At 69.5% G+C, this 22,728-nt stretch carries 23 protein-coding genes and 1 tRNA gene; 6 read left to right on the forward strand and 18 right to left on the reverse strand.

What is annotated here, in order from left to right; translation table 11 throughout:
• Positions 1 to 20: 20 nt before the first annotated feature.
• The 18 genes from hisI to VFI59_01200 form a co-directional block, all read right to left on the reverse strand.
• Positions 21 to 335: a phosphoribosyl-AMP cyclohydrolase gene (gene hisI, locus VFI59_01115; GenBank protein HET6712302.1), complete on the reverse strand. Its 315-nt coding sequence runs from the start codon at positions 333 to 335 to the stop codon at positions 21 to 23.
• A 62-nt stretch (positions 336 to 397) separates the two neighbouring features.
• The gene (gene hisF, locus VFI59_01120; GenBank protein HET6712303.1) at positions 398 to 1,165 is read right to left on the reverse strand and encodes an imidazole glycerol phosphate synthase subunit HisF; all 768 of its coding nucleotides are present in this window, start codon (positions 1,163 to 1,165) and stop codon (positions 398 to 400) included.
• Between the two features lie 7 nt (positions 1,166 to 1,172).
• Positions 1,173 to 1,874 (reverse strand): 1-(5-phosphoribosyl)-5-[(5-phosphoribosylamino)methylideneamino]imidazole-4-carboxamide isomerase, encoded by a 702-nt coding sequence (gene hisA, locus VFI59_01125; GenBank protein ID HET6712304.1) that lies wholly within the window; start codon positions 1,872 to 1,874, stop codon positions 1,173 to 1,175.
• Positions 1,871 to 2,476 (reverse strand): imidazole glycerol phosphate synthase subunit HisH, encoded by a 606-nt coding sequence (hisH, locus tag VFI59_01130; protein ID HET6712305.1) that lies wholly within the window; start codon positions 2,474 to 2,476, stop codon positions 1,871 to 1,873. The genes hisA and hisH overlap by 4 nt, the downstream gene beginning before the upstream one ends.
• Positions 2,477 to 2,489: 13 nt before the next feature.
• The gene (hisB, locus tag VFI59_01135; GenBank protein HET6712306.1) at positions 2,490 to 3,074 is read right to left on the reverse strand and encodes an imidazoleglycerol-phosphate dehydratase HisB; all 585 of its coding nucleotides are present in this window, start codon (positions 3,072 to 3,074) and stop codon (positions 2,490 to 2,492) included.
• Entirely contained in the window at positions 3,071 to 4,135 is a 1,065-nt protein-coding gene (gene hisC / locus VFI59_01140; GenBank protein ID HET6712307.1) for a histidinol-phosphate transaminase, read from the reverse strand. The genes hisB and hisC overlap by 4 nt, the downstream gene beginning before the upstream one ends.
• On the reverse strand, positions 4,132 to 5,424 hold the full coding sequence (gene hisD, locus VFI59_01145) for a histidinol dehydrogenase (GenBank protein HET6712308.1): 1,293 nt from the start codon (positions 5,422 to 5,424) through the stop codon (positions 4,132 to 4,134). Before hisD ends, hisC begins: the two co-directional genes overlap by 4 nt.
• A 1-nt stretch (position 5,425) precedes the next feature.
• Positions 5,426 to 5,596 carry a hypothetical protein gene (locus VFI59_01150; GenBank protein ID HET6712309.1) on the reverse strand — a complete coding sequence of 57 codons (171 nt, stop codon included), beginning with the start codon at positions 5,594 to 5,596 and terminating at the stop codon, positions 5,426 to 5,428.
• 110 nt (positions 5,597 to 5,706) lie between these two features.
• Positions 5,707 to 5,979 carry an HU family DNA-binding protein gene (locus tag VFI59_01155; protein ID HET6712310.1) on the reverse strand — a complete coding sequence of 91 codons (273 nt, stop codon included), beginning with the start codon at positions 5,977 to 5,979 and terminating at the stop codon, positions 5,707 to 5,709.
• A gap of 95 nt (positions 5,980 to 6,074) precedes the next feature.
• Positions 6,075 to 7,115: a serine hydrolase domain-containing protein gene (locus VFI59_01160; GenBank protein ID HET6712311.1), complete on the reverse strand. Its 1,041-nt coding sequence runs from the start codon at positions 7,113 to 7,115 to the stop codon at positions 6,075 to 6,077.
• The gene (locus VFI59_01165; protein HET6712312.1) at positions 7,112 to 8,746 is read right to left on the reverse strand and encodes an FAD-dependent thymidylate synthase; all 1,635 of its coding nucleotides are present in this window, start codon (positions 8,744 to 8,746) and stop codon (positions 7,112 to 7,114) included. The genes VFI59_01160 and VFI59_01165 overlap by 4 nt, the downstream gene beginning before the upstream one ends.
• A 21-nt stretch (positions 8,747 to 8,767) precedes the next feature.
• Positions 8,768 to 10,444, reverse strand: coding sequence for a Stk1 family PASTA domain-containing Ser/Thr kinase (pknB, locus tag VFI59_01170; GenBank protein HET6712313.1), 1,677 nt, complete (start codon positions 10,442 to 10,444; stop codon positions 8,768 to 8,770).
• Between the two features lie 33 nt (positions 10,445 to 10,477).
• Positions 10,478 to 12,001: a penicillin-binding transpeptidase domain-containing protein gene (locus tag VFI59_01175; GenBank protein ID HET6712314.1), complete on the reverse strand. Its 1,524-nt coding sequence runs from the start codon at positions 11,999 to 12,001 to the stop codon at positions 10,478 to 10,480.
• Positions 11,994 to 13,316, reverse strand: a complete 1,323-nt coding sequence (locus VFI59_01180) for an FtsW/RodA/SpoVE family cell cycle protein (protein ID HET6712315.1) — start codon at positions 13,314 to 13,316, stop codon at positions 11,994 to 11,996. Before VFI59_01180 ends, VFI59_01175 begins: the two co-directional genes overlap by 8 nt.
• Positions 13,313 to 14,404: a Stp1/IreP family PP2C-type Ser/Thr phosphatase gene (locus tag VFI59_01185; GenBank protein HET6712316.1), complete on the reverse strand. Its 1,092-nt coding sequence runs from the start codon at positions 14,402 to 14,404 to the stop codon at positions 13,313 to 13,315. Before VFI59_01185 ends, VFI59_01180 begins: the two co-directional genes overlap by 4 nt.
• The gene (locus VFI59_01190; GenBank protein ID HET6712317.1) at positions 14,401 to 14,886 is read right to left on the reverse strand and encodes an FHA domain-containing protein; all 486 of its coding nucleotides are present in this window, start codon (positions 14,884 to 14,886) and stop codon (positions 14,401 to 14,403) included. Before VFI59_01190 ends, VFI59_01185 begins: the two co-directional genes overlap by 4 nt.
• Positions 14,886 to 15,575: a DUF3662 and FHA domain-containing protein gene (locus tag VFI59_01195; GenBank protein ID HET6712318.1), complete on the reverse strand. Its 690-nt coding sequence runs from the start codon at positions 15,573 to 15,575 to the stop codon at positions 14,886 to 14,888. The genes VFI59_01190 and VFI59_01195 overlap by 1 nt, the downstream gene beginning before the upstream one ends.
• 47 nt (positions 15,576 to 15,622) lie before the next feature.
• Positions 15,623 to 15,991, reverse strand: a complete 369-nt coding sequence (locus VFI59_01200; protein ID HET6712319.1) for a hypothetical protein — start codon at positions 15,989 to 15,991, stop codon at positions 15,623 to 15,625.
• A gap of 121 nt (positions 15,992 to 16,112) precedes the next feature.
• On the opposite strand from VFI59_01200, the gene VFI59_01205 reads away from it, so the two are divergent.
• The 6 genes from VFI59_01205 (at position 16,113) to VFI59_01230 (ending at position 22,717) form a co-directional block, all read left to right on the forward strand.
• Positions 16,113 to 16,199, forward strand: a tRNA-Leu gene (locus VFI59_01205).
• Positions 16,200 to 16,338: 139 nt separating this feature from the next.
• A complete protein-coding gene (locus VFI59_01210; GenBank protein HET6712320.1) occupies positions 16,339 to 17,952 on the forward strand; it encodes an alpha-amylase family glycosyl hydrolase in 1,614 nt (537 codons plus the stop codon).
• Positions 17,945 to 18,550: a hypothetical protein gene (locus VFI59_01215; GenBank protein ID HET6712321.1), complete on the forward strand. Its 606-nt coding sequence runs from the start codon at positions 17,945 to 17,947 to the stop codon at positions 18,548 to 18,550. The genes VFI59_01210 and VFI59_01215 overlap by 8 nt, the downstream gene beginning before the upstream one ends.
• An 82-nt stretch (positions 18,551 to 18,632) precedes the next feature.
• On the forward strand, positions 18,633 to 19,853 hold the full coding sequence (gene ugpC, locus VFI59_01220; protein ID HET6712322.1) for a sn-glycerol-3-phosphate ABC transporter ATP-binding protein UgpC: 1,221 nt from the start codon (positions 18,633 to 18,635) through the stop codon (positions 19,851 to 19,853).
• Positions 19,850 to 21,229: a GH1 family beta-glucosidase gene (locus tag VFI59_01225; protein ID HET6712323.1), complete on the forward strand. Its 1,380-nt coding sequence runs from the start codon at positions 19,850 to 19,852 to the stop codon at positions 21,227 to 21,229. The genes ugpC and VFI59_01225 overlap by 4 nt, the downstream gene beginning before the upstream one ends.
• Positions 21,230 to 21,394: 165 nt before the next feature.
• Positions 21,395 to 22,717 carry an ABC transporter substrate-binding protein gene (locus tag VFI59_01230; protein ID HET6712324.1) on the forward strand — a complete coding sequence of 441 codons (1,323 nt, stop codon included), beginning with the start codon at positions 21,395 to 21,397 and terminating at the stop codon, positions 22,715 to 22,717.
• Positions 22,718 to 22,728 lie beyond the last annotated feature (11 nt).

The following is a 22,728-nucleotide window of genomic DNA, read 5'->3' on the forward strand; positions in this document are numbered from 1 at the left end:
CGGAGTCTACCGGCCGCCGATCAGCCTTCGGAAGAGCCGAGCGAGCGGAAGAAGCAGCTCCGCTCGCCGGTGTGGCACGCCGCACCCTCTTGGTGGATGCGCGCGACGATCACGTCGCCGTCGCAGTCGACCCGGAGCTCCTGCCAGTGCTGCACGTGACCGCTCGTGTCGCCCTTGCGCCACAGCTCCCGTCGCGAGCGCGACCAGTACACCATGCGACCCTCGGCGAGCGTCCGCGCGAGGGCCTCGTGGTTCGCCCAGGCCATCATCAGCACCTCTCCGCTGCCGGCGTCCTGCACGATCACCGGGATCAGGCCCCGCTCGTCGTAGCGCAACGAGTCGAGGTCGACGGGCGAACGGTCGAGGTCCGCCCGTCCGGTCGGGCGAGCGGGATCGCTCACAGCCGCACCTCGACGTCCTTGTCGCGCAGGTACTCCTTGATCTCGCGGATCGTGAGCTGGCCGAAATGCAACCGGCTTGCCGCGAGCACCGCGTCGGCGTGTCCCTCGGTGAGCGCCTCGGCGAAGTGGTCGAGGTGTCCCGCGCCCCCGCTCGCGACGACCGGGACCCGCACCTCGTCGGCGATCGCCCGCAACAGGTCGAGGTCGTACCCCTCACCGGTGCCGTCGCGATCCATCGAGGTGAGCAGTACCTCGCCGGCACCGCGTCGCGTGGTCGCCTCCACGGCCCATTCGATCGCGTCGCGCCCGGTCGGCGTGCGGCCGGCATCGACGAAGACCTCCCAGCCGTCGTCGTCGGATCGCCGCTTCGCGTCGATCGCGATCACCATGCACTGCGCGCCGAACCGATCCGCGCAGCGCTGCAGCAGCGAGGGGTCGCGCACCGCCGCGGAGTTCACGGCGACCTTGTCGGCGCCGGCGCGCAGCAGTTCATGCGCGTCGTCGTCTCGCTTCACGCCTCCCCCGACCGTGAGCGGGATGAAGACCTGCTCCGCGGTGCGGGCGATCACGTCGAGCGTGGCGGCCCGTCCCTCGACCGTCGCGGTGATGTCGAGGAAGACCAGCTCGTCGCCGCCCTCCCGGTCGTAGTGCGCGGCGAGCTCGACCGGATCGCCGGCGTCGCGAAGCTCCTGGAACCGCGTGCCCTTCACGACCCGACCCGCGTCGACGTCGAGGCACGGCATGATGCGCTTGGCGAGGGTCACGGCCGGATCACCCCCTGATCACCTGGGCAAGCTTCAGGGTCTTCTCGTAGAGCGCCTTGCCGGTCACGACCGCCTCGCACCCGAGCTCGCGGAGCGCCCACACGTCGTCAGCGTCGCGGACGCCGCCGCTCGCGATCAGCGGGGTCTCGGTCAGCTTCAGCATGTGCTCGTAGAGCTTCGTGTCAGGCCCCTTGAGGGTGCCGTCGCGCGCGATGGAGGTCACCAGATAGCGGGGCGCCCCCGCCTCGTCGAGCGCGGGCAGGGCATCGTCGAGGGCGGGGCCCTCCTCTTGCCAGCCCCGTACCATGACGTGGCCACCACGGACGTCGACCGCCACGACGATCGCTTCGGCGTGTTCCTCTACCGCCCGCCGGACGAACGCCGGGTCGGCCGCCGCAGCGGTGCCGAGGATCACGCGCTTCGCGCCCGCTTCGAGCAGCGCGACGATGTCGTCGTTGGACCGGATGCCCCCCCCGACCTGCACGGGCACCTGCACGGCCCGGCAGATCGCCTCGACACGTTCGTGGTTGTGCCCGTCCCCGAGCGCCGCGTCGAGGTCCACGACGTGCAGCCGCCGCGCGCCTTCCTCTTGGAACCGAACCGCGACCTCGACCGGATCGGCCGCGTAGGTCGTCTCTGCGTCCGGGTCGCCCTGCATCAGGCGAACCGCCCGCCCGCCGCGCAGGTCGATCGCGGGGATCACGATCATGCGAGGGACCCCACGAAACGCTCGTACACGTGCAGGCCGGCGTCGCCGGACTTCTCCGGGTGGAACTGCGTCGCGAAGACGTTGCCGCTCGCGACGGCTGCCGAGAACTCGACGCCGTACGACGTGGTCGCGACGGTGCGATCGCCGACCGGCGGCGCGTACGAGTGCACGAAGTAGAAGCGCGTGCCGTCCGGGAGCCCGTCGAGGTACGGGTGTGGCGCCCTCCAGGTCGTCGTGTTCCAGCCCATGTGGGGCACCTTCACGTCGTCGTCGAGCCGCCCCACCCGTCCGGGCAGCACCGCCAGGCCGGGCTCGGGGTCCTCGTCGCTGCCCTCGAAGAGCACCTGCATGCCCACGCACACGCCGAAGACGGGGCGTCCGCTCGACCGGAAGTCCGAGATCGCCCGGTCCATGCCGTGGTGACAGATCGCTCGCATGCAGGCGCCGAAGTGCCCGACGCCGGGGATCACGAGCGCGTCGGCCCCCGCGATCTCGTCGGCGTCGCGCGTCACGAGCGCGCTGCCGCCCACGCGCGCGATCGCGCGCGAGACCGAGTGCAGGTTGCCGGAGCCGTAGTCGACCACGGCGATCGTGTGGGTCATCGAGGTCCTCTGATCAGAGCGTTCCCTTGGTGGAGGGCACGCCACCCGGTCCTGAGAGGCTGCAGGCGTCGCCGAGTGCCCTGGCCATCGCCTTGAACTGCGCCTCACAGATGTGATGGGGCGACCTGCCGTACCGAAGGTGCACGTGGATCGTCATGTTCGAGGCCTGGGCGAACGCGCGCACGAAGTCTTCGAGCAGGCCGGTGTCGAAGCCGTCGATCGTCTCGTAGGGCACGGGCACCTCGTGCACGACGAAGTTCCGGCCGGCCAGATCCAGGGCCACCTCGACCGCCGCCTCGTCGAGCGGCACGGTGATGCTCGCGAACCGGCGGATGCCGGCCTTGTCACCGAGCGCCTCGGCGAGCGCGGTGCCGATCGCGATGCCGCAATCTTCCACGGTGTGGTGCCCGTCGACCTGCAGGTCGCCCTTGCACGTGACATCGAGGTCCCAACCTGCGTGCTTGCCCAGCTGCTGCAACATGTGGTCGAAGAACGGGATACCCGTGTCGGCGCTGGACGAGCCCGATCCGTCGAGGTTCAGTTCGACCGCGATGTCGGTCTCCTTCGTCGTGCGGCCGACGCTCGCGGTGCGGCTCAAGCTGACAACACCTCCTGCAAAGCGGACAGGAACAGGTCGACCTCGTGCTCGGCGCCCGCCGTGACGCGCAGCGCGTTGGGAATGACCGCCGTCAGGTCCCGCACGAGCACCCCGCGGTCGAGCAAGCCCTGCCAGATCTGCGTCGCGTCGTGGGGCGTCGGGGGTACGAACAGGACGAAGTTCGCGTCGCTGGGGAAGACGGTCAGCCCGGGCACCTCGCCGAGCTCGCGAACGAGGCGATCGCGCTGCGCCCGGATCGAGTCCAGCAACGACAGCGCCTCGGTCGTGTGGCGCAGGGCCACGATCCCCGCGGCCTGGCCGAGCGCCGACATGTGGTACGGCAGCCGCACCCGCTGCAGGTCGGCGACGACCTCGGGGCTCGTGAGCACGTATCCGAGCCGGGCGCCCGCCATCGCGAACGCCTTCGAGAACGTGCGCACGACGGCGACGTTCGGGTGGTCGGCGACGAGCTTGAGGGCGCTCTCGCCGCCGAACTCGATGTAGGCCTCGTCCACGATCACGAGCGCGCTGGTGCGCTCGGCGAGCGAGGTCACCGCCTCGAGTGGTTGGGCGTTGCCGGTCGGGTTGTTGGGCGAGCAGACGAAGACGACGTCGGGGTCGAGCTCGAGCGCCCCGGCGATCGTGTGGTCGTCGATCGCGAACGGCTGCTCGAGCTCGAGCGGGATCACCCCGGTGTGCGTGAGCCACGACAGCCTCGAGTGCAGTAGGTAAGTGGGCTCGAACACCACGGCGGTCCGCCCGGGGCCCCCGTAGGCCAGCAGCAGCTCGGTCAGCACCTCGTTCGAGCCGTTAGCCGTCCACGTGCCCTCGAGCGTGTGACCGTGGTGAGCTGCGAGCTCCTCGCGCAGGCGGGTCATCTGTCCGTCGGGGTAGCGATGCAGCGGGAGGTCGCGGACGGCCTCGGCGAGTTGGGTGAAGAACCCTTCCGGAAGCGGGTGCGGGCACTCGTTGGTGTTGAGCCGCGCGGCGACGTCGAGTTGGGGCGAGACGTAGGGCTCAACGTCGCGCACGCCGGGTCGGGGTTCGGCGGCGGGGGTCACGACTCGACGACCTCGGCGCGGCTCGCGCGCGCGTCCATCGCCTTCGCGTGACCGACGAGCCCCTCGGCGTTCGCGATCGCCGAGGTACCGGGAGCGAACCGTGCCGCGCTCCGCTCGTCGAGTTCGACCACGGAGCTCACCGTCACGTAGTCCGAAGCGCGCAGCCCGCTCGAGAAGCGAGCGGTGCCGGCGGTGGGCAGCACGTGGTTCGACGCCACCCCGTAGTCGCCGAACGGCACCGCCGTCCAGCGGCCGAGGAAGATCGCACCCGCGTTCCGCACCTTGGGCAGGAAGGCCTCGGGCTCGGGCAGCAGCAGCTGCACGTGCTCCGAGGCGAGGTCGTTCACCACCTCGGCCGCCTGGTCGAGGTCGCGGACGATCACCGCCTTCGTGTAGTCGAGGGCGGCATCGACGATCTCGCGACGGCCCGCATCCTCGAGCGCCGTGTCGAGCGCCTTCGCCACGCGGTCGACGAGGTCGGGGTCGGGGGTGATGAAGAACGTGCGCGCCTCGGGGTCGTGTTCGGCCTGTGCGATCAGGTCGAGCGCAGCCATGTCGGTGTCGACGTGGCCGTCGGCCACGATCGCGAGCTCCGAGGGTCCGGCGAGCCCGTCGATCCCGACGCTTCCGGCGACCTGGCGCTTGGCCTCGGTGACGTAGGCGTTGCCGGGGCCCACGATGCGGTCGACCTTCGGGATCGACTCTGTGCCGTAGGCCATGGCCGCGACGGCCTGGGCGCCGCCGGTCTTCGCCACGTAGTGCGCGCCGGCCCTCCGCGCGGCGTAGAGCACCGACGACGGGATCGAGCCGTCGGACTGCGGCGGAGTGCAGAGCACGATCTCGTCGACACCGGCGACCACGGCCGGTACGACGGTCATGCAGACCGACGACGGATAGACCGCTCGTCCGCCCGGCACGTAGCAGCCGACCGACTGGAGCGGGCGGACGATCTCGCCGAACCGCACGCCGTCGCGTTCGTCCCACCATCCGCGCGGGAGTTGACGGACGGCCAGATCCTTCAGACGTTCGATCAGGTCCTCGAGGGCGGCCCTGAGCTGCGGGTCGATGTCCGCCGCCGCCGCCTCGAACTCGGCGTCGGTGACGAGCACGCCGGTGCCGCTGAGGTCGGCACCGTCGAAGCGGTGCGCAAGCTCGATCAGGACGTCGTCGCCCTCGACGAAGACGCGCTGGAGGATACCGCTGACCGTGTCGGCCACGGTGGGGTCGGTCTCGAGACGAGTGGCGTCGAGACGCTCGCCCCGCTCACGCAGGTCGAGGAGCTCGAGCATGTCAGCGCTCCTCTGGAACCTCGTGATGTCCCGAGGCGCCGGTCGCGACGGGGGAGAGCGAGTGGCGGAGCCGTCGATCGCGCGCGAGCAAGATCCAACCGCTCACCCCGACCGCGAACGCGGCGACGGTGAGCATCACGATGGCGACGAGGAGCAGGGTCTCGCGATCCATGGAAGGGTCCCAGGGTACCGAAACGGACCCGGCGTCCGCCGGGTCCGAGCATGGGAGCGGGCCGGCGCCTTCGGCGCCGGCCCGCGGTGGTACGGAGAAGGGTGTGGTGCCTACTTCACGCTGCTCTTCAGACGCGCGCCCGCGGTCACCTTGACCGTCGCGCTCGCCGGGATGCTGATCGTCTCGCCCGTGCGCGGGTTGCGGCCCGTGCGCGCGGCGCGCTTCACCTTCTGGAACGAGATGAAGCCGGGGATCGAGATCTTGTCGCCCTTGGCGACCTCGGCCTCGATCGTCTCGGTCATCGCCTTGATGACCTCGTCGACCGTGGACTTCGCGATGCCGGACTTGTCCGCGATCGCGTCGACCAGCTCTGCCTTGTTCATGCGAACACCTCCCCAGGTGTAGTCGGAACCCGAGCAGCCTACCCGGATTCCGCATGTTTCCGCGGATTTCCGGGGTTTTCCGCCATCTCCGCAGGTCAGACACCCTGCGGATCCACCGACCGCTCGGCGCCCCGAGCACCGTCGAACGTCTCGTCGGCGTGGGGAGCTTCGTGGTCGAGACGATCCCCGAGCGCCTCGTCGGCGAGCCGGAACGCCGTCGCGCTGACGTCGAGATCCTCCCGGTTCGCGAGCACGATCACGGTCGTGCGCTCGGTCGGGAAGCGCACCATCTTCGCCTCCCAACCGGGGAAGTTGCCGCCGTGACTGACGATCGGCACGCCCCGATGGCTGCGCACCGACAAGCCCCAGGCGTAGTGGATCGGCGTGCCGTCGTCGAGGGTGCCGCGGGTCGTGAGCCGATCGGCGAGCCATCCGTCGGTGAGCCGATCCTCGTCGAAGTTCCAGCTCCACGTGGCGAGATCGGCGACCGTCGTCCAGAGCCCGCCGGCGCCGACGGCGTGGAAGCGCGCCGGCTCCTCGTAGACGTTCCCGTCGTGCGCCTCGAAATGTCCGCGCACGGCTCGCTCGGGGAGCGGCGTCTCCGTCTCACGGAAGAACGTGTCCCGCATGCCGAGCGGCTCGAAGATGCGCTCGTGCGCCACTTCTGCGAGCGATACCCCGCTCGCGGCGGCGACGACCTCGGCGAGGAGCAGGTAGCCTCGGTTCGAGTAGCCGTATCGTGAGCCCGGCTCGAAGTCGAGCTCGGCGATCCGGCGGAGCTCGTCGAGCAGATCGGCGTTCCCCCAGCCGGGCACGCCTTCGATCGGGACGCCCGGGCCGGTGCGCCGCCGCTCCTTCACGCCTCCCGTATGGTGCACGAGGTGCCGGATCGTGACCCGATCGCCCCACGGAGGCAGCCGCGGCACGAACCGCGAGACGGGGTGATCGAGGCGGAACGTGCCGTCGTGCTCGAGCAGTGCGACGCATGTGGCCACGAACTGCTTCGCGATCGATCCGACGTAGAAGATGGCTTCGGGGTGGAGCTGATCGCCGGTGTGGCAGGACGGCGCACCACGAAAACCGAGGTCGATCGTGTCGCCGCGGACGACCGCGGTGACCGACCCCGGAGACGTCACGCCTCGGTGGTTCCTTCCCGCATCGCCTTGCGCTTCTCCTCGGTGCGGCGTTCCGCCTCGAGCCGCTCGAGGTCGACCTCGTCGTCACTCACGTAGCTGAACGTCTCCCCGATCGCGGGGTGCACGTCGGTGATCAGTCGGTGCATCGTCTGTGCGACTCGCCGGTACACGGGATGCCCGGCCGGCTGCGACCGCAGCTCGGTGAGGTGCATCGCCTCGCGCGCGGTCATCTGCATCACGAACCGGATGCGGTAGGCCATCGACACGGCGTACTGGGCCTGCTCGGTGAACCCGGCGTCGAGGAGCGCGCGCTCGGTCTCGGCGCTCGCCTGCATCACGCGTTCCCAGTCGGCGCGCAGCCCGGCCTCGTCGATCTGCGGCGGGGTCTGGTACCCGTGTTCGGTGGTGAGCCGCTGCCACTCGATCGTGAGCGGGCGGTGCCGCTGCAGGTCGCGGAACGCACCGTAGTCGCACAGCACGTCGAAGCGGTAGCTCGTGCGCTCCCAGGAACGACCCGGCTTGTGCCGCCGGTTCGACCGATCGCCGACGCTCGCGCGCAGGATCTCGGCGACCTGCTCGCGTGGCATCGAGCGTGCGAGCGCGAGCAGTTGGTCGTCGGGCATCGCCGACGCCCCGTAGAGCACCGCGGCGGCGATCTTCGTCTCGCCCTCGGGGTCGAAGTCGACGAGCGTCACCTCGTCGCGGTGCTCGGGTTTCGCGCCGGCGTCGGAGAGCACGCGGGCGGTGAGGTCCTCGACCCGCTCGCGGTTCGCGTCCCAGTACCTCGACCAGGCCACCCCGCGTTCCTCGACGTCGACCCGCTTCAGGAACTCGGGGATGACCTTCCGCAGCTCGACCTTCATCAGCTCGCCGTACTCCCGCATCTCGGCGAGCGGATGCACGGCCAGCCGCATCAGCAGCTGCTCGTACGACTGTCCGGTCGCGTAGATGCCCAGGTTCGACCGGGTTCCCGCGGGGAGCAGCACCCGCAGCGTGTCGCATGTCTTCGCCAGGATCGTCTGGCGGTAGACGAAGTCGCTGTCGCCTTCCTGCTTCGGGTGCCGTTCCTTGAACCAGGTTGCCATCGGCTCGTACATGCGGCCGTACGTCGTGAACGCCTCGTCGAGGAAGGCCTCGTACCGCTCGCCCGCCGGGGTGCCGTCGAGCTCGGGCGGCAAGGTGGCCCGCCAGGCGCCGCCGGGTCGGTCGTCGTAGCGCATGTACCGCGTCGACTGCTCGAGGTAGGCGGCGAGCCGTCCCCACTCGAGGGCCTTCGCGAGCAGCTGCGACGACTGCTCGCACGCGAGGTGTACCCCGCCGAGCTGGGCGACCGAGTCGTCGCCGTACTCGACGAAGACCGAGTCGTAGAGGCGGGCCGCGCGTTCGCTGCCGGCGGTCGACGAGGCGCCTGCGTGTGCACCGGCGATCTCGTCGGTGTATCCGGCGAACTCGTCGAGGAAGAGCCGCCGTAGCGGCTTCGTCGTGCGCGAGTAGCGCGCGAACAGCGCGCCCTTGACCGCCTCAGGCAGGTCGAGGAGCGCGAAGACCGGGCCCTCGAGGTTCGTGAAGTGGCGGGCGAGCACCGCTCGCTCGTCGGGCGTGAAGTCCTCGGTCACGTAGGCGAGCGTCATCGCCTCACGGTACCCCGAGGCTCAGACGTCGCCACCACCACCCCGGAACACGGTCACGACCGATCCGGCCTCGACGAGCGTGCCGGGAGCCGGCTCCTGTCCGATGATCCGGCTCGGGTTCGGGCAGTCGGGCGTGGACGGCGCGGGCTCGCCCTCCTCGAGGAGCAACCCGAGGGGGCGGAGCAGCTGGTTGGCCCCGCCGACCGAGAGACAGCCGGTCGACACATCGGGTACCTCGACCATCTCGGGCCCGGTCGAGACGTAGATGTCGACCGCCGAGCCCGGTTCGACCTCGGCGTCGACCGCCGGCTCCGATCGGATCACGAGCCCTTCGTCGATGTCCGCGCTCGCTTCCTGCAGGGTGGAGCCGAGGGTGAGATCGGCAGCCCGCAGTTCCGTCTGAGCCTGCGACACGGTGAGGCCCTCGAGCGACGGAACGGCGACGGTGTCGGGCTCCACGGCCACCGTGATCGTGACGGTGGATCCGCGCGCGACCTCCTCGTCGCGTCGGGGGTCCTGAGCCACGACCGTGCCGGGCTCGGTCTCGTCGGGGTCGACCTCGCGGCGGCGGACGTCGACCTCGAGGCCGAGCTCCTCGAGCTCCGCCTCGGCCGCGGCCTGCGTCTCGCCGACGACGTTGGGCACGATGACCGTCACGGTGCCGCCGCTGTCGTCACCGGTCAGGCTGTCGACGAGCAGGTAGCCGCCGCCGGCGAGCAGGGCGAACAGCAATAGGCCGATCAGGATGCCGAGCCAGACCTTCCTGCCCGACCCCTTCGGCTCCTCGGGGGGCGGCAGCACGGCGGTCCGCGACGACGGTCGTGAGATCACCTGGGTGGCGTCGCCACCCCCGGCGGCCATCAACGGGGTCGCCTCGACCTCCTGCCCGGCGACCACCCGTGCCAGGTCGGCCGAGAACTCGTCGGCCGTCTGATATCGATTCGAGGGGTTCTTCGAGAGCGCCTTCATCACGACCGCGTCGAGCCGTGCCGGCACGTCGGGGTTCAGCGACGAGGGCACCGCGGGGGTCTCGTTCACCTGCTTGTAGGCCACCGCGACGGGAGTGTCACCGGTGAACGGTGGGCGACCCGTGAGCAACTCGTACAGCACCGCGCCGAGGGAGTAGATGTCGGTGCGGGCGTCGACCGGGCCACCCTGGGCCTGCTCAGGGGACAGGTAGGACGCGGTGCCGAGCACCGCGCTCGTCTGCGGCGCGGTCTCGGGGCCGAGCACCCGGGCGATGCCGAAGTCCATCACCTTGATCACGCCCTCGCGCGTGATCATCACGTTGCCGGGCTTGATGTCGCGATGGATCACCCCTTGCGCGTGCGCGGCGGCGATGGCGGCGCAGATCTTCTGGGCGATCTCTGCGGCTTGCACGGGGGTGGGGCGACGGCCCGTCGCCATGAACTCGGCCAGGGTGCGACCCTCGATGAACTCCATCACGATGTACTGCGTGCCGTCGTCGGAACCGGTGTCGTAGACACCGACGATGTTGGACTGGTTGAGCCGAGCCGCCGCTTGGGCCTCCCTGCGGAACCGCTCGACGAAGCTCGTGTCGCGCGCCATCTGCGGCAGCAGCACCTTGATCGCGACCGTGCGGTTCAGCACCGGGTCGAAGCCCCGGTAGACCTCGGCCATGCCTCCGGCGCCGATGCGCGCCTCGACCTGGTAGCGGTCGCTCAGCACCGACTTCATCTCGTCACGCCCTTCGCCGTCTCCACCTCATGCCTACAGATACGCATCGATCACCTGCCTCGCGATCGGTGCCGACACCTGTCCGCCGGTGGCCTCGTTCCCGAGGTTTCCGCCGTCGAGAACGATAACCGCCACGGCGATGCGGGCCTCGTCACCCGGTCCGGCCGGAGCGAACGCCGTGAACCAGGCGTTGGGTGGCCGGTTCTCCCCGTTCGTGGCCGTGCCGGTCTTGCCCGCCACCGCGATGGGGAAGCCCGCGAATGCGCTCGACGCCGTGCCGCCCTGGGTGACGGAGAGCATCATCGCCCGCATCTCCTTCGCGCTCTCGTCGCTGATCGGTTGGCCGTACTGTTCCTCGGAGAATTCGCGCACGGGCTTCCCCGTCGGATCGCGCACCTCGGTGATCAGCCGCGGTTGCATCATCACGCCGTCGTTCGCGATCGCCGCGGCGATCAGCGCCATGTGCAGCGGGTTCGTCAGCACGTTGTCGAGCCCGATCGCCGAGAACGCGAGTTGCGGCTGCCGGTCGGCGAAGTACGACGGTTCCGGGAAGCGTCCGTTGGCCCACGGCAGCACGAACGGGATCGTCGGCTCCTCGCACTCGACCTGCGTCGGCGGGTCGGTGGGGCAGAAGCCGTAGGCGAGCGCCTGCTCGCTCATCTCCTTGGCGCCGATGTCGAGTCCGATCTCGGCGAACGTGACGTTGCACGATTCCTGGAACGCCTCGGCCATCGAGACCGTCTGCGACCCCCCCTTGCAGAGCGATCCGCCGAAGTTCTCCAGCGTGTTCGTCGTCTGTGGCAGGTCGAGCACCCGCGGGTTCGGCCACTGGTCGGTGACCGGGTCGACACCGTTCTCGAGGGCGGCCGAGGCGGTGATCAACTTGCCGGTCGACCCCGGCAGGTAGAGCTCGTCCTTGGCCCGCGAGATCAAGGGCTGCTCGGGGTCGGTCGAGATCGCGTCCCAAGCCTCCGTGATGTCCTCGTCGGTCCCCGACGAGATCGAGTTGGGGTCGTACGAGGGGTTCGCGACCAGCGCGAGCACGTCGCCGGTCTCGGGTTCCACGGCGACGACGGCGCCGGGCAGGTCGCCGAGCGCGAGGGCGGCTGCTTCCTGCAGGTCGCTGCGGATCGTCGTGAACACCGCGCCTCCCTTGCGCTCCCGCCCGAGGATCAGGTCGGTGAACGTCGACACCGCGAGCTCGGGCGCATCGCCCGACAGGAACGGGTTGGCCGCCTGCTCGAGCTCGGCGCGCCCGTAGATGCGCGAGTAGTACCCGGTGAGGCCGGCGTAGAGCGGCCCGTCGGGATAGACCCGGCGGAACAGCAGCTCGGAGCGCCGCTCCTGGTTGCGCACGCTATGTGCCAGCAACTCCCCGTCGGCCGACAGGATCGGGCCGCGCTCGACGCGGTACTCCGCGATGATCTGGCGGCGAGCGTTCGCCGGCTGCGCCTTGATGTCGTCGGCCGCGATCACCTGCACGTAGGAGAGCTGCGCGAACAGCAGCGCGAACAGCACGACGAGGCCGATGCCGAGCCGGCGGATCCGCCTATCCATGCACTCGCTCCATCGGCCCGCTCGAGACCCGGATCAGCAGGGCGAGCATGATGAAGGTCGCGACCCGGCTCGAGCCCCCGTAGCTCACGAGCGGCAGCGGCACGCCGGTGAGCGGGATCAGGCGCGTCACGCCGGCCACGATCGCGAACGTCTGCAGCGCGAAGATCGTGGTGAGACCCGTGGCGAGCAGCTTGCCGAACGTGTCCTGGCGCTCCATCGCGATGCGGAGGCCCCGGGCGATCAGGATCAGGTACAGCAGCAACAGCGCGACGGCGCCGATCATGCCCAACTCCTCGCCGAACGCAGCGAAGATGAAGTCGCTGCCGACGTAAGGGATCAACGTCGGCGAGCCCTGACCGAGGCCCGTGCCGACGATGCCCCCGGTCGCCATCGCGAACCATCCCTGCGCGAGCTGGAAGTAGCCGAGCCCGGTCACCTTGTCGGGGTCGAGCGCATATAGCCAGGTGTCGACGCGCGCCTGCACGTGGGCGAACGCGAGGTAGCCGAACCAGGCGCCCGCCGCGAACATCACGAGCCCGAGCCACAGGTAGGCCGCTCGGCCGCTCGCGATCCAGAGCATGACGACGAAGACGCCGAAGAACAGCAGCGAGGCGCCCATGTCGCGCTCGAGGAACAGCACTGCGAGCGAGGCACCCCATGCGAGCAGTAGCGGCCCGAGGTCCTTCGCACGCGGGAGCCCGAAACGGCCCGAGCCCGCGGCGAGCAGCTCCTGCTTGTCCGTCAGGTACGACGCGAGGAAGACGACGATGAAGATCTTCCCGAACTCCGCCGGCTGGAACGAGAACGGCCCCACCTGCGCCCAGAGACGGGCCCCGTTGATCTCTCTCCCGATGCCGGGCACCACCGGCAGCAGGAGGAGCACCACGCCGATCAGGCCGAGCGTGTACGTGTACGCATTGAGCTGGCGATCGTCGCGCACGAGCCAGAGCGTGAGGCAGAACGCCGCGAGTCCGACCAGCAGCCACATCGCCTGCTCCCGGGCAATGGTCGATTCGCCGCGCGCGACCATGATCCGGTAGAGCATCGCGATGCCGAGGCCTGCCAGCACCGTGGCGGTCGGGTAGAGCACCGGGTCGGCCCGAGGCGCGGCCCACCGCACTACGAGCCACCCGGCCACGAAGGCGCCGGTGAAGACGAGGCCGTAGACGACGAAGTCGCGGGGCGTGCGCCCCTTCAGGCCGAGCCCCGCCATCGCGTACGCCGCGAGCGAGATCGCGATCGCGACGATCAGCAGCCAGAGTCCCGTGACCGGTCGCCGGGCCTCGGTCGCGGCGGGGAGGGCGACCTCGCTCACCCGGAGCCGCCTCCGTCGACGGGCTGAACCTGGTCCTCGACGTCGGTGCGCATCCGCTCGACGATCGCGAACGCGTCCTCACGGCTCTCGGCGCTGATGCCATCGGGAAGGTCGCGATAGATCACGAGCGCGACGACCTCGTCGGAGGGGATCTCGGTCTGCGTGTCGACGTTGCTGAGCGTGATGCCGAGCGGCCGCGCTGGGATGCCCCGGAACACCGCGACTCGTCCGTCGGCGTCGCCCACGTACCACTGACGGTCGATGTAGGCGCGCACCGCGAACAGGGCGCCGACGACCACGACGATCGTCACGAGCGTGCCGACGACCAACCGCGCGGCGCTCGGTCGTCTCGAGATCTTCGGGAGCTCGCCCGGCGGCGGGTCGCCGTCCTCGGCATGTGCATCGAGCACCAGCACCGTGATGTTGTCGATGCCGCCGGCACGGTTCGCCGCCTTCACGAGGCGGTCGGCGGCGCGCTGCGGATCGGGCTCGGCCTCGAGGATCGCCTGGATCTGCTCCTCCTGGACCATCGAGGTCAGGCCGTCGCTGCAGAGCAGTAGCCGATCGCCATCGAGCAACGGCACGGTGTCCTCGTCGACGGCGACCGTGGGCTCGGTACCGATCGAGCGGGTCACGACGTTGCGGTGAGGATGCACGGCGGCCTCCTCGGGGCTGATCTCGCCCGCCTTCACCATGCGCGCGACGAGGGTGTGGTCGCTCGTGACCTGCCGCAGGTCCGCGGCTCGCAGCAGGTAGGCGCGGCTGTCGCCGACGTGGGCGAAGCGTGCGTTCCCGTCCTCGACCATCACGGCCGTCAGGGTGGTGCCCATGCCGCTGACCTTGCGGTCGGCCACCGACCGTTCGTGCACGGCTCGGTTCGCCTCGCGCACCTGATCGGCGAGGGAGCCCTCCCGTTCCCGGAAGAGCGACTCGACCGTCTCGAGGGCGAGGCTCGACGCGACGTCGCCGCCCCGGTGTCCGCCCATGCCGTCGGCGACCGCGTACAGGGGGTCCTCGACCAGGTAGGCGTCCTCGTTCACCTCGCGGACGCGGCCGATGTCGGTGGCGGCGCCGACCTCGATCCTCATCGCCGGAGCTCCAGCACGGTGGTGCCGACCCGCACGCGGTCGCCCGGCTGCACCATCGCCGGCGCGGCGAGGCGTTGATCGTTCACGTACGTGCCGTTCGTGGAGCCGAGGTCCTCGACGTACCAGGACCCGTTCTTCGCGAACAGACGGGCGTGCTGCTGCGAGATGAACGTGTCGTCGAGCGACAGCTCGCACTCGGGCGCTCTGCCCATCACCATGTTGCCGCTCACCGGCACCGTGCGTGGCTTCGCGCCCTCGGCGTGGATCACGACGGCCGACGGACCTGGTGGCACGGCCGGCTCGGCCGCGGCTCCGCCCTTCCTCGCGGAGCGGCGCGACGAGCGTGTCGCCGTCTCGACGCTCAAACCCCGCACTGCCCAGCGCATGGCACGCCAGATGAACAACAGCAACAGCGCGAAGAGGCCGTACTTCAGCGCCGACAGCGCGAACGGCGTCACGCTCTGCGCGACCAGGCGAAGCATCAAGCGGACCCCCGGCGGAACACGAGCACGGTCGTCCCGATCGAGATGCGGTCGCCGTCGTCGAGGGCGGCGCTCTGGACCGAGTGGCCGTTGACCTCGGTGCCGTTGGTCGAGCCGAGGTCGGTGAGGGTGGCGGCGCCGTCCTTCACGCGGATCTGAGCGTGACGCCTCGACGCTCCGCGGTCGGCGAGGGCCACCTCACACTGGGGGAGCCGGCCGATCGTCGTCGTCTCGCCGGTGAGCGTGACGGTGCGTTCGACGCCGTCCTCACGGATCACGAGCGTCGGCGCCGGCGCGGTGGCGGGCTCGACCCTCTCCGGCCCCTCCACGAGCGTCGCCACGCAGCGGATGTCGCCCTTCTTCAGCCGCTCGTCGACCTCGAAGGTCACCTCGGGAGGTCCGACCAGCCCCCACCCGCGCTCGCTCGCGTTCTCGCGGATCACGGATCCGAGTTCCTTCGCGATCGCGGTCCCGGCGTGCTCGAGTCGCTCGTGATCGCCGGCCGAGAGCGAGAACTCGAAGTGGTTCGGCGCCCAGACCTCGTTGACGCCCACCGTGCGTCCGGCGTCCATCTCCTTGATCAGGCGCTTCGCCAGCTCGACCGGCTGCACGCCGGACCGGAACGTCTTGGAGAAGAGGCCCTCCACGAGGCCCCCCAGACGTCGTTCGAAATCGCGGAGGTTGGGCACAGGCGTCGTGCACGGGGCGTGCGGGAGCCCCGTTCCCGGCGCCTATGTTACGCCCGGGGGTGTGGCGAGCCCGTTGCGGCCGTGTCGGTCGTTCCGGCGTCGCGCCCCGGAGCCTCGGCCGTCCCGAGCTCCGACGTCCGCGGGCGCTCGGCGAGCGGGTTCGAGAAGCCGAATCGCTCGTCGGGCGGCAGCTTCCCCCAGCGCCACTCGCGCACCTCCCAGTAGGTGCGCCGCGCGAACACCAGGATCAGCACGGCCAACAGGAACCGCAGCGTCGCAGGCGGAGAGACGGCGACGTAGCCGGAGATCACGCCGACCGACGAAGCCATCACCCAGGTCGAGAGCGCCACGAAGCCGGTGACCGTCAGCGCCCTCATCAGCTCGTCGAAGTCGATGTGCTGCGAGCGTTCGGTCATGGCAGAACGGGGTATCGGCAGCTACCCGGTTCCGGGTACATCGGACGAAGGGTTGGTTCTCGTGGTCACTCGTTCGGGGGACGTCGCGCGACGACGTCTTGTTACGATGCCGGTTCCGCTCGGGCGAGTGGCGGAATTGGCAGACGCGCAGGATTCAGGTTCCTGTGTCCGAAAGGACGTGGGGGTTCAACTCCCCCCTCGCCCACCACCTCTGACGTGCGTCAGCGGCGTCGATCCCGCGATCTCGTGGCACGGGCGCCGTGCCGGAAACGACGTTGCGCATCGCATCCCCGAGCTCGAAGGTCGCTCTCGTTGGGCAACATGGATGGGACGGTAGGCTGGCCGCCATGTCGACGCGGGCCGCGCACGGGCAAGCATCCGACGACGCGTGGTGGCGAACCGGGGTCCTGTACCAGGTGTACCCACGTTCGTTCGCCGACTCGAACGGCGACGGCCATGGTGACCTGCAGGGGCTGATCGACCACCTGGATCACCTGGCCTGGCTCGGCGTCGACGGGATCTGGCTGAACCCGATCACCCGTTCCCCGAACGCCGACTGGGGCTACGACGTCGCCGATTACACGTCGATTGATCCGGCGCTCGGCGACGTTGCGACGCTCGACCGTCTCGTGACGCAAGCGGGTGAACTCGGGATCCGCGTGATCGTCGACCTCGTCCCCAACCACACGAGCGACCGGCATCCCTGGTTCGTCGACAGCCGCTCCGACCGCTCGTCGGCACACCGGGACTGGTACGTGTGGGCCGACGGCGCCCCCGACGGCGGTCCACCGAACAACTGGCGGTCGGTGTTCGGTGGCCCGGCGTGGACCTGGGACGAGCACACGGGGCAGTACTACCTGCACAACTTCCTCCCGGAGCAGCCCGACTTGAACTGGTGGCACGAGGAGGTACGAGTCGCGTTCGACGCCATCCTTCGGTTCTGGCTCGACCGCGGCGTCGCGGGGTTCCGGATAGACGTGGCACACGGGATCGTGAAGGATCGAGACCTGCGCGACAACCCACCCGCGACCGTCGGTGATCATCCGTCGATCAGTGCCGGAGGTCTCCGTCCGGTCTACAACATGAACCGATCCGAGGTCCACGACGTGTTCCGCCGATGGCGCGCCATCACGGACAGCTACGCCCCACCGGGCGTCCTCATTGGGGAGACATGGGTCCCCGACCTCCCGTCGCTGATGCGCTTCTACGGGCGCGGCGACGAGCTGCACCTCGTTCTGAACGTGGCGTTCGTGTTCGCGGACCTGGGACCCGAAGCCAAGGCGATCGTCGAGGCGACCGAGACGGCGCTGCCTCCCGGGGCGTGGCCGATGTGGAACGCGTCGAATCACGACGCGGGGAGGTTCCCGACCCGATGGTGCGGCGGCGACGAGCGACGCATCCGTGCGGCGCTTGTCGTGCTCCTGACCCTTCGGGGCACACCTCTCCTGTATTACGGGGACGAGATCGGAATGCGAGAGGTTGACGTGCCTGGGGACCGGCGCCGGGACCCCGTGGGCCTGCGCGGTGGGCGCGACGGGCCCGGTCGCGACGGCGCTCGCACACCCATGCCGTGGACGGCCGAGGCCGGCCGAGGTTTCACGTCACCCGGCGTGGAGCCGTGGTTGCCGTTCGGCGACCCCGTGGCAGGGAGCGCGGCCGAGCAGCGTGGCGAGCCGGACTCGGTGCTCCATCTGTGCCGCGACCTCATCGAGCTCCGTCGTGGTCGCGACGACCTTCGCGGCGGCGGCTACGAAGGGATCGCTGCGCCAGAGCACGTGTGGGCGTTCCGGCGCGGGGACGACACGGTCGTGGCCATCAACCTCTCCGACGCCGCTACCGAGGTCGAGCTCGGCGCCGGACGGATCCTCCTCGGCACCGATCGAGGACGCGATGGCGTGACCGTGGCGTCCCCGACGCGTCTCGGGCCGTGGGAGGCGATCGTGCTCGCGGCCGATGGCTGAAGATCGCGACCTGGTCGCCGCCGTCACGGAGGCGCTGATGAGTCATGCGAACGTGCGCGCGGTCGAACTCGTTGGCTCGCGCGCGATCGGGAGCGCGTTACCGCTCTCGGACTGGGACTTCGTGGTCTCGATCGACGCTGTCGATGCGGTCCTCGCCGCGCTCCCCTCACTCGTGGCGCCGTTGCATCCGCTTGCCCAGCAGTGGGATCCGCTCGGCCCTACGACCTACCGATGCTTCATGCTGATGCTCCGCGGGCCGGTCAAGGTCGATCTGATCTTCCCGGGCGTTCCGCACGAACCTGCCCCACCTTGGACGCCGGCGCCCGGGACCCTCGAGGCGATCGATCGGCACTTCTGGGACTGGATCCTGTGGCTCACCTCCAAGGAGCAGGGCGGCCGGGACGACCTCGTGCGGGAACAGCTCGCGGTGATGAGCCACCACCTCCTTCGTCCGCTGGGCGTTGAGGACGTGCCCGGGACGATCCCCCGCGCGACGCTCGAGTACGTCACGGCACGCGATCGGCTCGCCGAGCGGTACGGGATGCGTGTGCCGCTCGCACTGGAGCACGAGGTCCGGCCGGCGCTCCCGACGGGTTGACCGGGCTCGACCCGGACGTCGGCTCGACCCCGACGAGGTTCCTGGAGTTGAATGACGGAAGCCATCCATGGAGGGAGACGCCATGGCAGGGATCGTGATGGACGATGTGTCCAAGGTGTATGCCGACGGAACCATCGCAGTCTCCGAGCTGGAGCTCGAGATCGACGACGGTGAGTTCGTCGTGCTCGTCGGGCCCTCGGGGTGCGGCAAGACGACGGCGCTGCGACTGGTCGCCGGCCTGGAGGTCATCAGCCGGGGCACGATCACGATCGGCGATCGCATCGTCAACGATGTGCCGCCGAAGGAGCGCGACATCGCGATGGTGTTCCAGAACTACGCGCTCTACCCGCACATGAACGTCTACGACAACATGGCGTTCGGCCTCAAGCTCCGTAAACTCCCGAAGGACGAGATCGACCGGCGGGTGCGCCATGCGGCGGACATCCTCGGCCTCGAGGAGCTCCTCGGGCGCAAGCCCAAGGCGCTGTCTGGAGGGCAACGTCAGAGGGTCGCGATGGGCCGGGCCATCGTGCGCGAGCCCAAGGCCTTCTTGATGGACGAGCCCCTGTCGAACCTCGACGCGAAGCTCCGGGTGCAGATGCGCACCGAGATCGCGCGCATCCAGCACGAGCTCGCGGTCACCACGATCTACGTCACGCACGATCAGGTCGAAGCGATGACCATGGGTGACCGGGTGGCCGTGATCAGGAAGGGTGTGCTCCAGCAGGTCGACACCCCGCGGGTCCTCTACGACCGCCCGAAGAACCTGTTCGTGGCCGGATTCATCGGCTCGCCGGCGATGAACATGGTGGAAGCGACCCTGACGCGCTCGGACGGGGCGGCCTCCGTGGAGTTCGGGGGCCTCCGACTGGAGGTCCCGGGCGAGACGTTCGCCGAGCGGCCGGGCCTCGCGGCCTTCGACGGGCGCCAGGTGATCGTGGGCATCCGGCCCGAGGACATCGAGGATGCCTCGCTCGTGTCGGCGGCACCTCCGAACCGCACGATCAGATCCGAGGTCGCCCTCAGTGAGGCGCTCGGTGCCGATGTCCTGGTGCATTTCTTCGTGCAGGCCCCAACCGTGCTGACCGAGGACGTGAAGGAGCTCGCACACGACGTCGGCCAGGAGGCGCTCGAAGCCGTCGAGCTGGGTGCCCGGTCCGGCCGATCGAAGTTCGTCGCGCGTCTGATGCCACGAACCAGCGCCGATCAGGGCGGCCACATCGAGCTCGTGGTGGACGTGCATCGGCTCCATTTCTTCGACCCGGACACGGGGCTGGGGATCTACGAGGGAGAGCTGAGCTGAGCAGCCCAGCAGGGGCCGGGCCTTCCTTCCCCGAAGGCTTCCTCTGGGGGGCCGCGACGTCGGCCTACCAGGTCGAGGGGGCGGTGCACGAGGACGGGCGGGGAGAGTCCATCTGGGACACGTTCTGCCGCATCCCGGGCGCCGTCCGCGACGGGGACACTGGCGACGTCGCGTGCGATCAGTACCACCGCTACGAAGAAGACGCCACGTTGATGGCCGACCTCGGCATCGGCGCGTATCGCTTCTCGGTGGCCTGGCCCAGGATCCAGCCCCACGGCCGCGGCCCCGCAAACCAGCGGGGGCTCGATCACTACCGGAGACTGGTCGATGCGCTCCTGGTCCGCGGCATCACACCCGTGCCGACGCTCTACCACTGGGACCTGCCGCAGGCGCTCGAGGACATCGGCGGGTGGCCGGCTCGCGAGACCGCCGACTGCTTCGCCGAGTACGCGGCGATCGTGGCCGAGGCGCTCGGGGACTCGGTGCCCATGTGGATCACGATCAACGAACCGATGGTCGCGGCCTGGCTCGGGTACGCGAGCGGGGTCCACGCACCGGGCCGGCACGACGAGCGGGCCGCCCTCTCCGCCACCCACCATCTTCTGCTCGCCCATGGCCGCGCCGTCGACGCGATCCGTTCGACAACGTCGGCACGGGTGGGGATCGCGCTCAACCTCTACCCCTGTCGCCCGGCGAGCTCCTCATCCGAGGATGAGCGCGCGGCCGAGCGTGCCGACGAGCAGCTGAACAGGCTCTACCTCGATCCCATCTTCGGTCGCGGGTACCCGCCGGTGCCGCTCGAGGGCGCCGACCTCGGGTTCCTGCATGAGGGCGACCTCGTCGAGATCGCCCGGCCAATCGATCTCCTGGGCGTGAACTACTACTCGGCGCACACGATCGTCGGACGGGAGCCTCCCACCCCCCGCCCGAGCGAGCTGCCGGCCTCGCTCGACGCGTGGTCAGTCACTCCACCCGATGCGGCGGTGACGTCGCTGGGATGGCCGATACACTCGGACGGCCTGACGGAGATGCTCGTGCGCGTGCATCGCGAGTACGGTCCACCCTCCGTCTTCGTCACGGAGAACGGCGCGGCCTTCGACGACCGGCCCGAGTCCGACGGGTCGATCCACGACGCGGATCGCGTCGCGTACCTCGGCGCGCACGTGGAAGCGATGCGCGACGCCCTCGCGGCCGGGGTGCCCCTGGGGGGGTACCTCGTGTGGTCCCTCCTCGACAACTTCGAATGGGCCGAGGGCTACGAACCGCGATTCGGGATCGTCCGGGTGGACTTCGAGACGCAGGCGCGCATCCCGAAGGACAGCGCCCGCTGGTTCCGAGATGTCATCAGCACGAACGGAGGGCGTTGGGGACCATGAGGTTCGGCTGTCCAGGGGGCCGCCCCGCCCAAACCCGTGGTGCGGGGTTCCCTGCCCTGCAACGGAGATGGCGACCCAACCATGAGGAGTGTGTGATCGATTGAGTTGACCCCGGCGGGAACCTATGGATGAAATAGGCATTCGGACACCAAGGAGGAAAGAGCGATGCGCCGACTCCGACTTGTCGCGCCGTTCGCTGTCATGCTGCTGATCGCCGCAGCCTGTACCAGCGATGAGGGCGGCGGCGATGAACCGAGCGCCAGCGGATCCCCAGCGGGCGAGGACACGGGCAACGTGAACATCTTGAGCGCGGTGGAACCCGAGGAAGCCGAGGCCGTCCAAGAGGTGCTCGATGCGGAGGTCAACCCCGACGTCGAATATCAGGCGGAGATCGAGGCGTCGGGGAACTTCGAGGAGCAGCTCCAGATCCGCGCCGAAGGTGGCACGCTCGACATCGCGTTGCTGCCCCAGCCCGGAAGTGTGCCGGCACAGGCGGCAGCGGGCACCGCGATCGCACTCGAGGACCTGGGATTCGACATCGACGAGCTGACCGCGACGTTCGGTGAGTCCTTCATGGCCCTCGGCGAGTACGAGGGCAAGCACTACGGCCTGCCGACCAACATCAACCTGAAGAGCATGGTCTGGTACCCGAAGGACGACTTCGACGCCGCTGGGTACGAGGTCCCGACCACCTGGGACGAGCTCATGGCGTTGAGCGATCAGATCGCCGCCGACGGGAGCACGCCGTGGTGCGTGGGGTTCAAGAGCGAAGGCTCGAGCGGCTGGCCGGCGACCGACTGGGTCGAGGACATCGTGCTTCGCACGGCCGGGCCCGATGTCTACGAGCAGTGGTGGAAGCACGAGATCCCCTTCAACGACCCGCAGATCGTTGCTGCTGTCGAGCAGTTCGGCGACGTGATGTTCCGGGAGGGGTACGTGCTCGGCGGTCCCGAGAACACGCCGTCGGTCGAGTTCGGCGATGCGCCAGGGCCGATGTTCGAGAACCCGCCGAAGTGTTGGCTTCATCGGCAGGCCAGCTTCATCAACGCGTTCTTCCCGGCCGATGCGGAGTCCGGCGTGGACTACGACTGGTTCCCGCTTCCCCCGATCGATCAGGAGGGGACGCTGTACGCGGGCGAGATGGCCATCGTCGGTCGTGACGCTCCCGAGGTGCGAGACTTCCTCAACCGCTTCATCGGCGTCGACGTCCAGTGCGGGATGGGCGGCATCACGGCCGCGTCGAGGATCTCTCCGAACGTCAAGGTCGGGCCGGAGTGTTATGCCAACGACATCCTCGCGGAGGCGTCGGAGATCCTGAGCACGGCTTCGACGTCCGGCACCGGCGGATTCGATGCATCGGATCTGATGCCACCGGAGGTTGGGCAGGGCAGCTTCTGGACCGGCATGCTGCAGTACATGCAGGAAGGGCCGGACTCGCTGCAGTCGATCATGGACGAGATCGAGGCGAGCTGGCCGGCCCAGGAGTGACCCAGGCCCGC

The sequence above is a fragment of the Actinomycetota bacterium genome (assembly GCA_035697485.1).
Lineage (GTDB): Bacteria > Actinomycetota > UBA4738 > UBA4738 > HRBIN12 > JAOUEA01.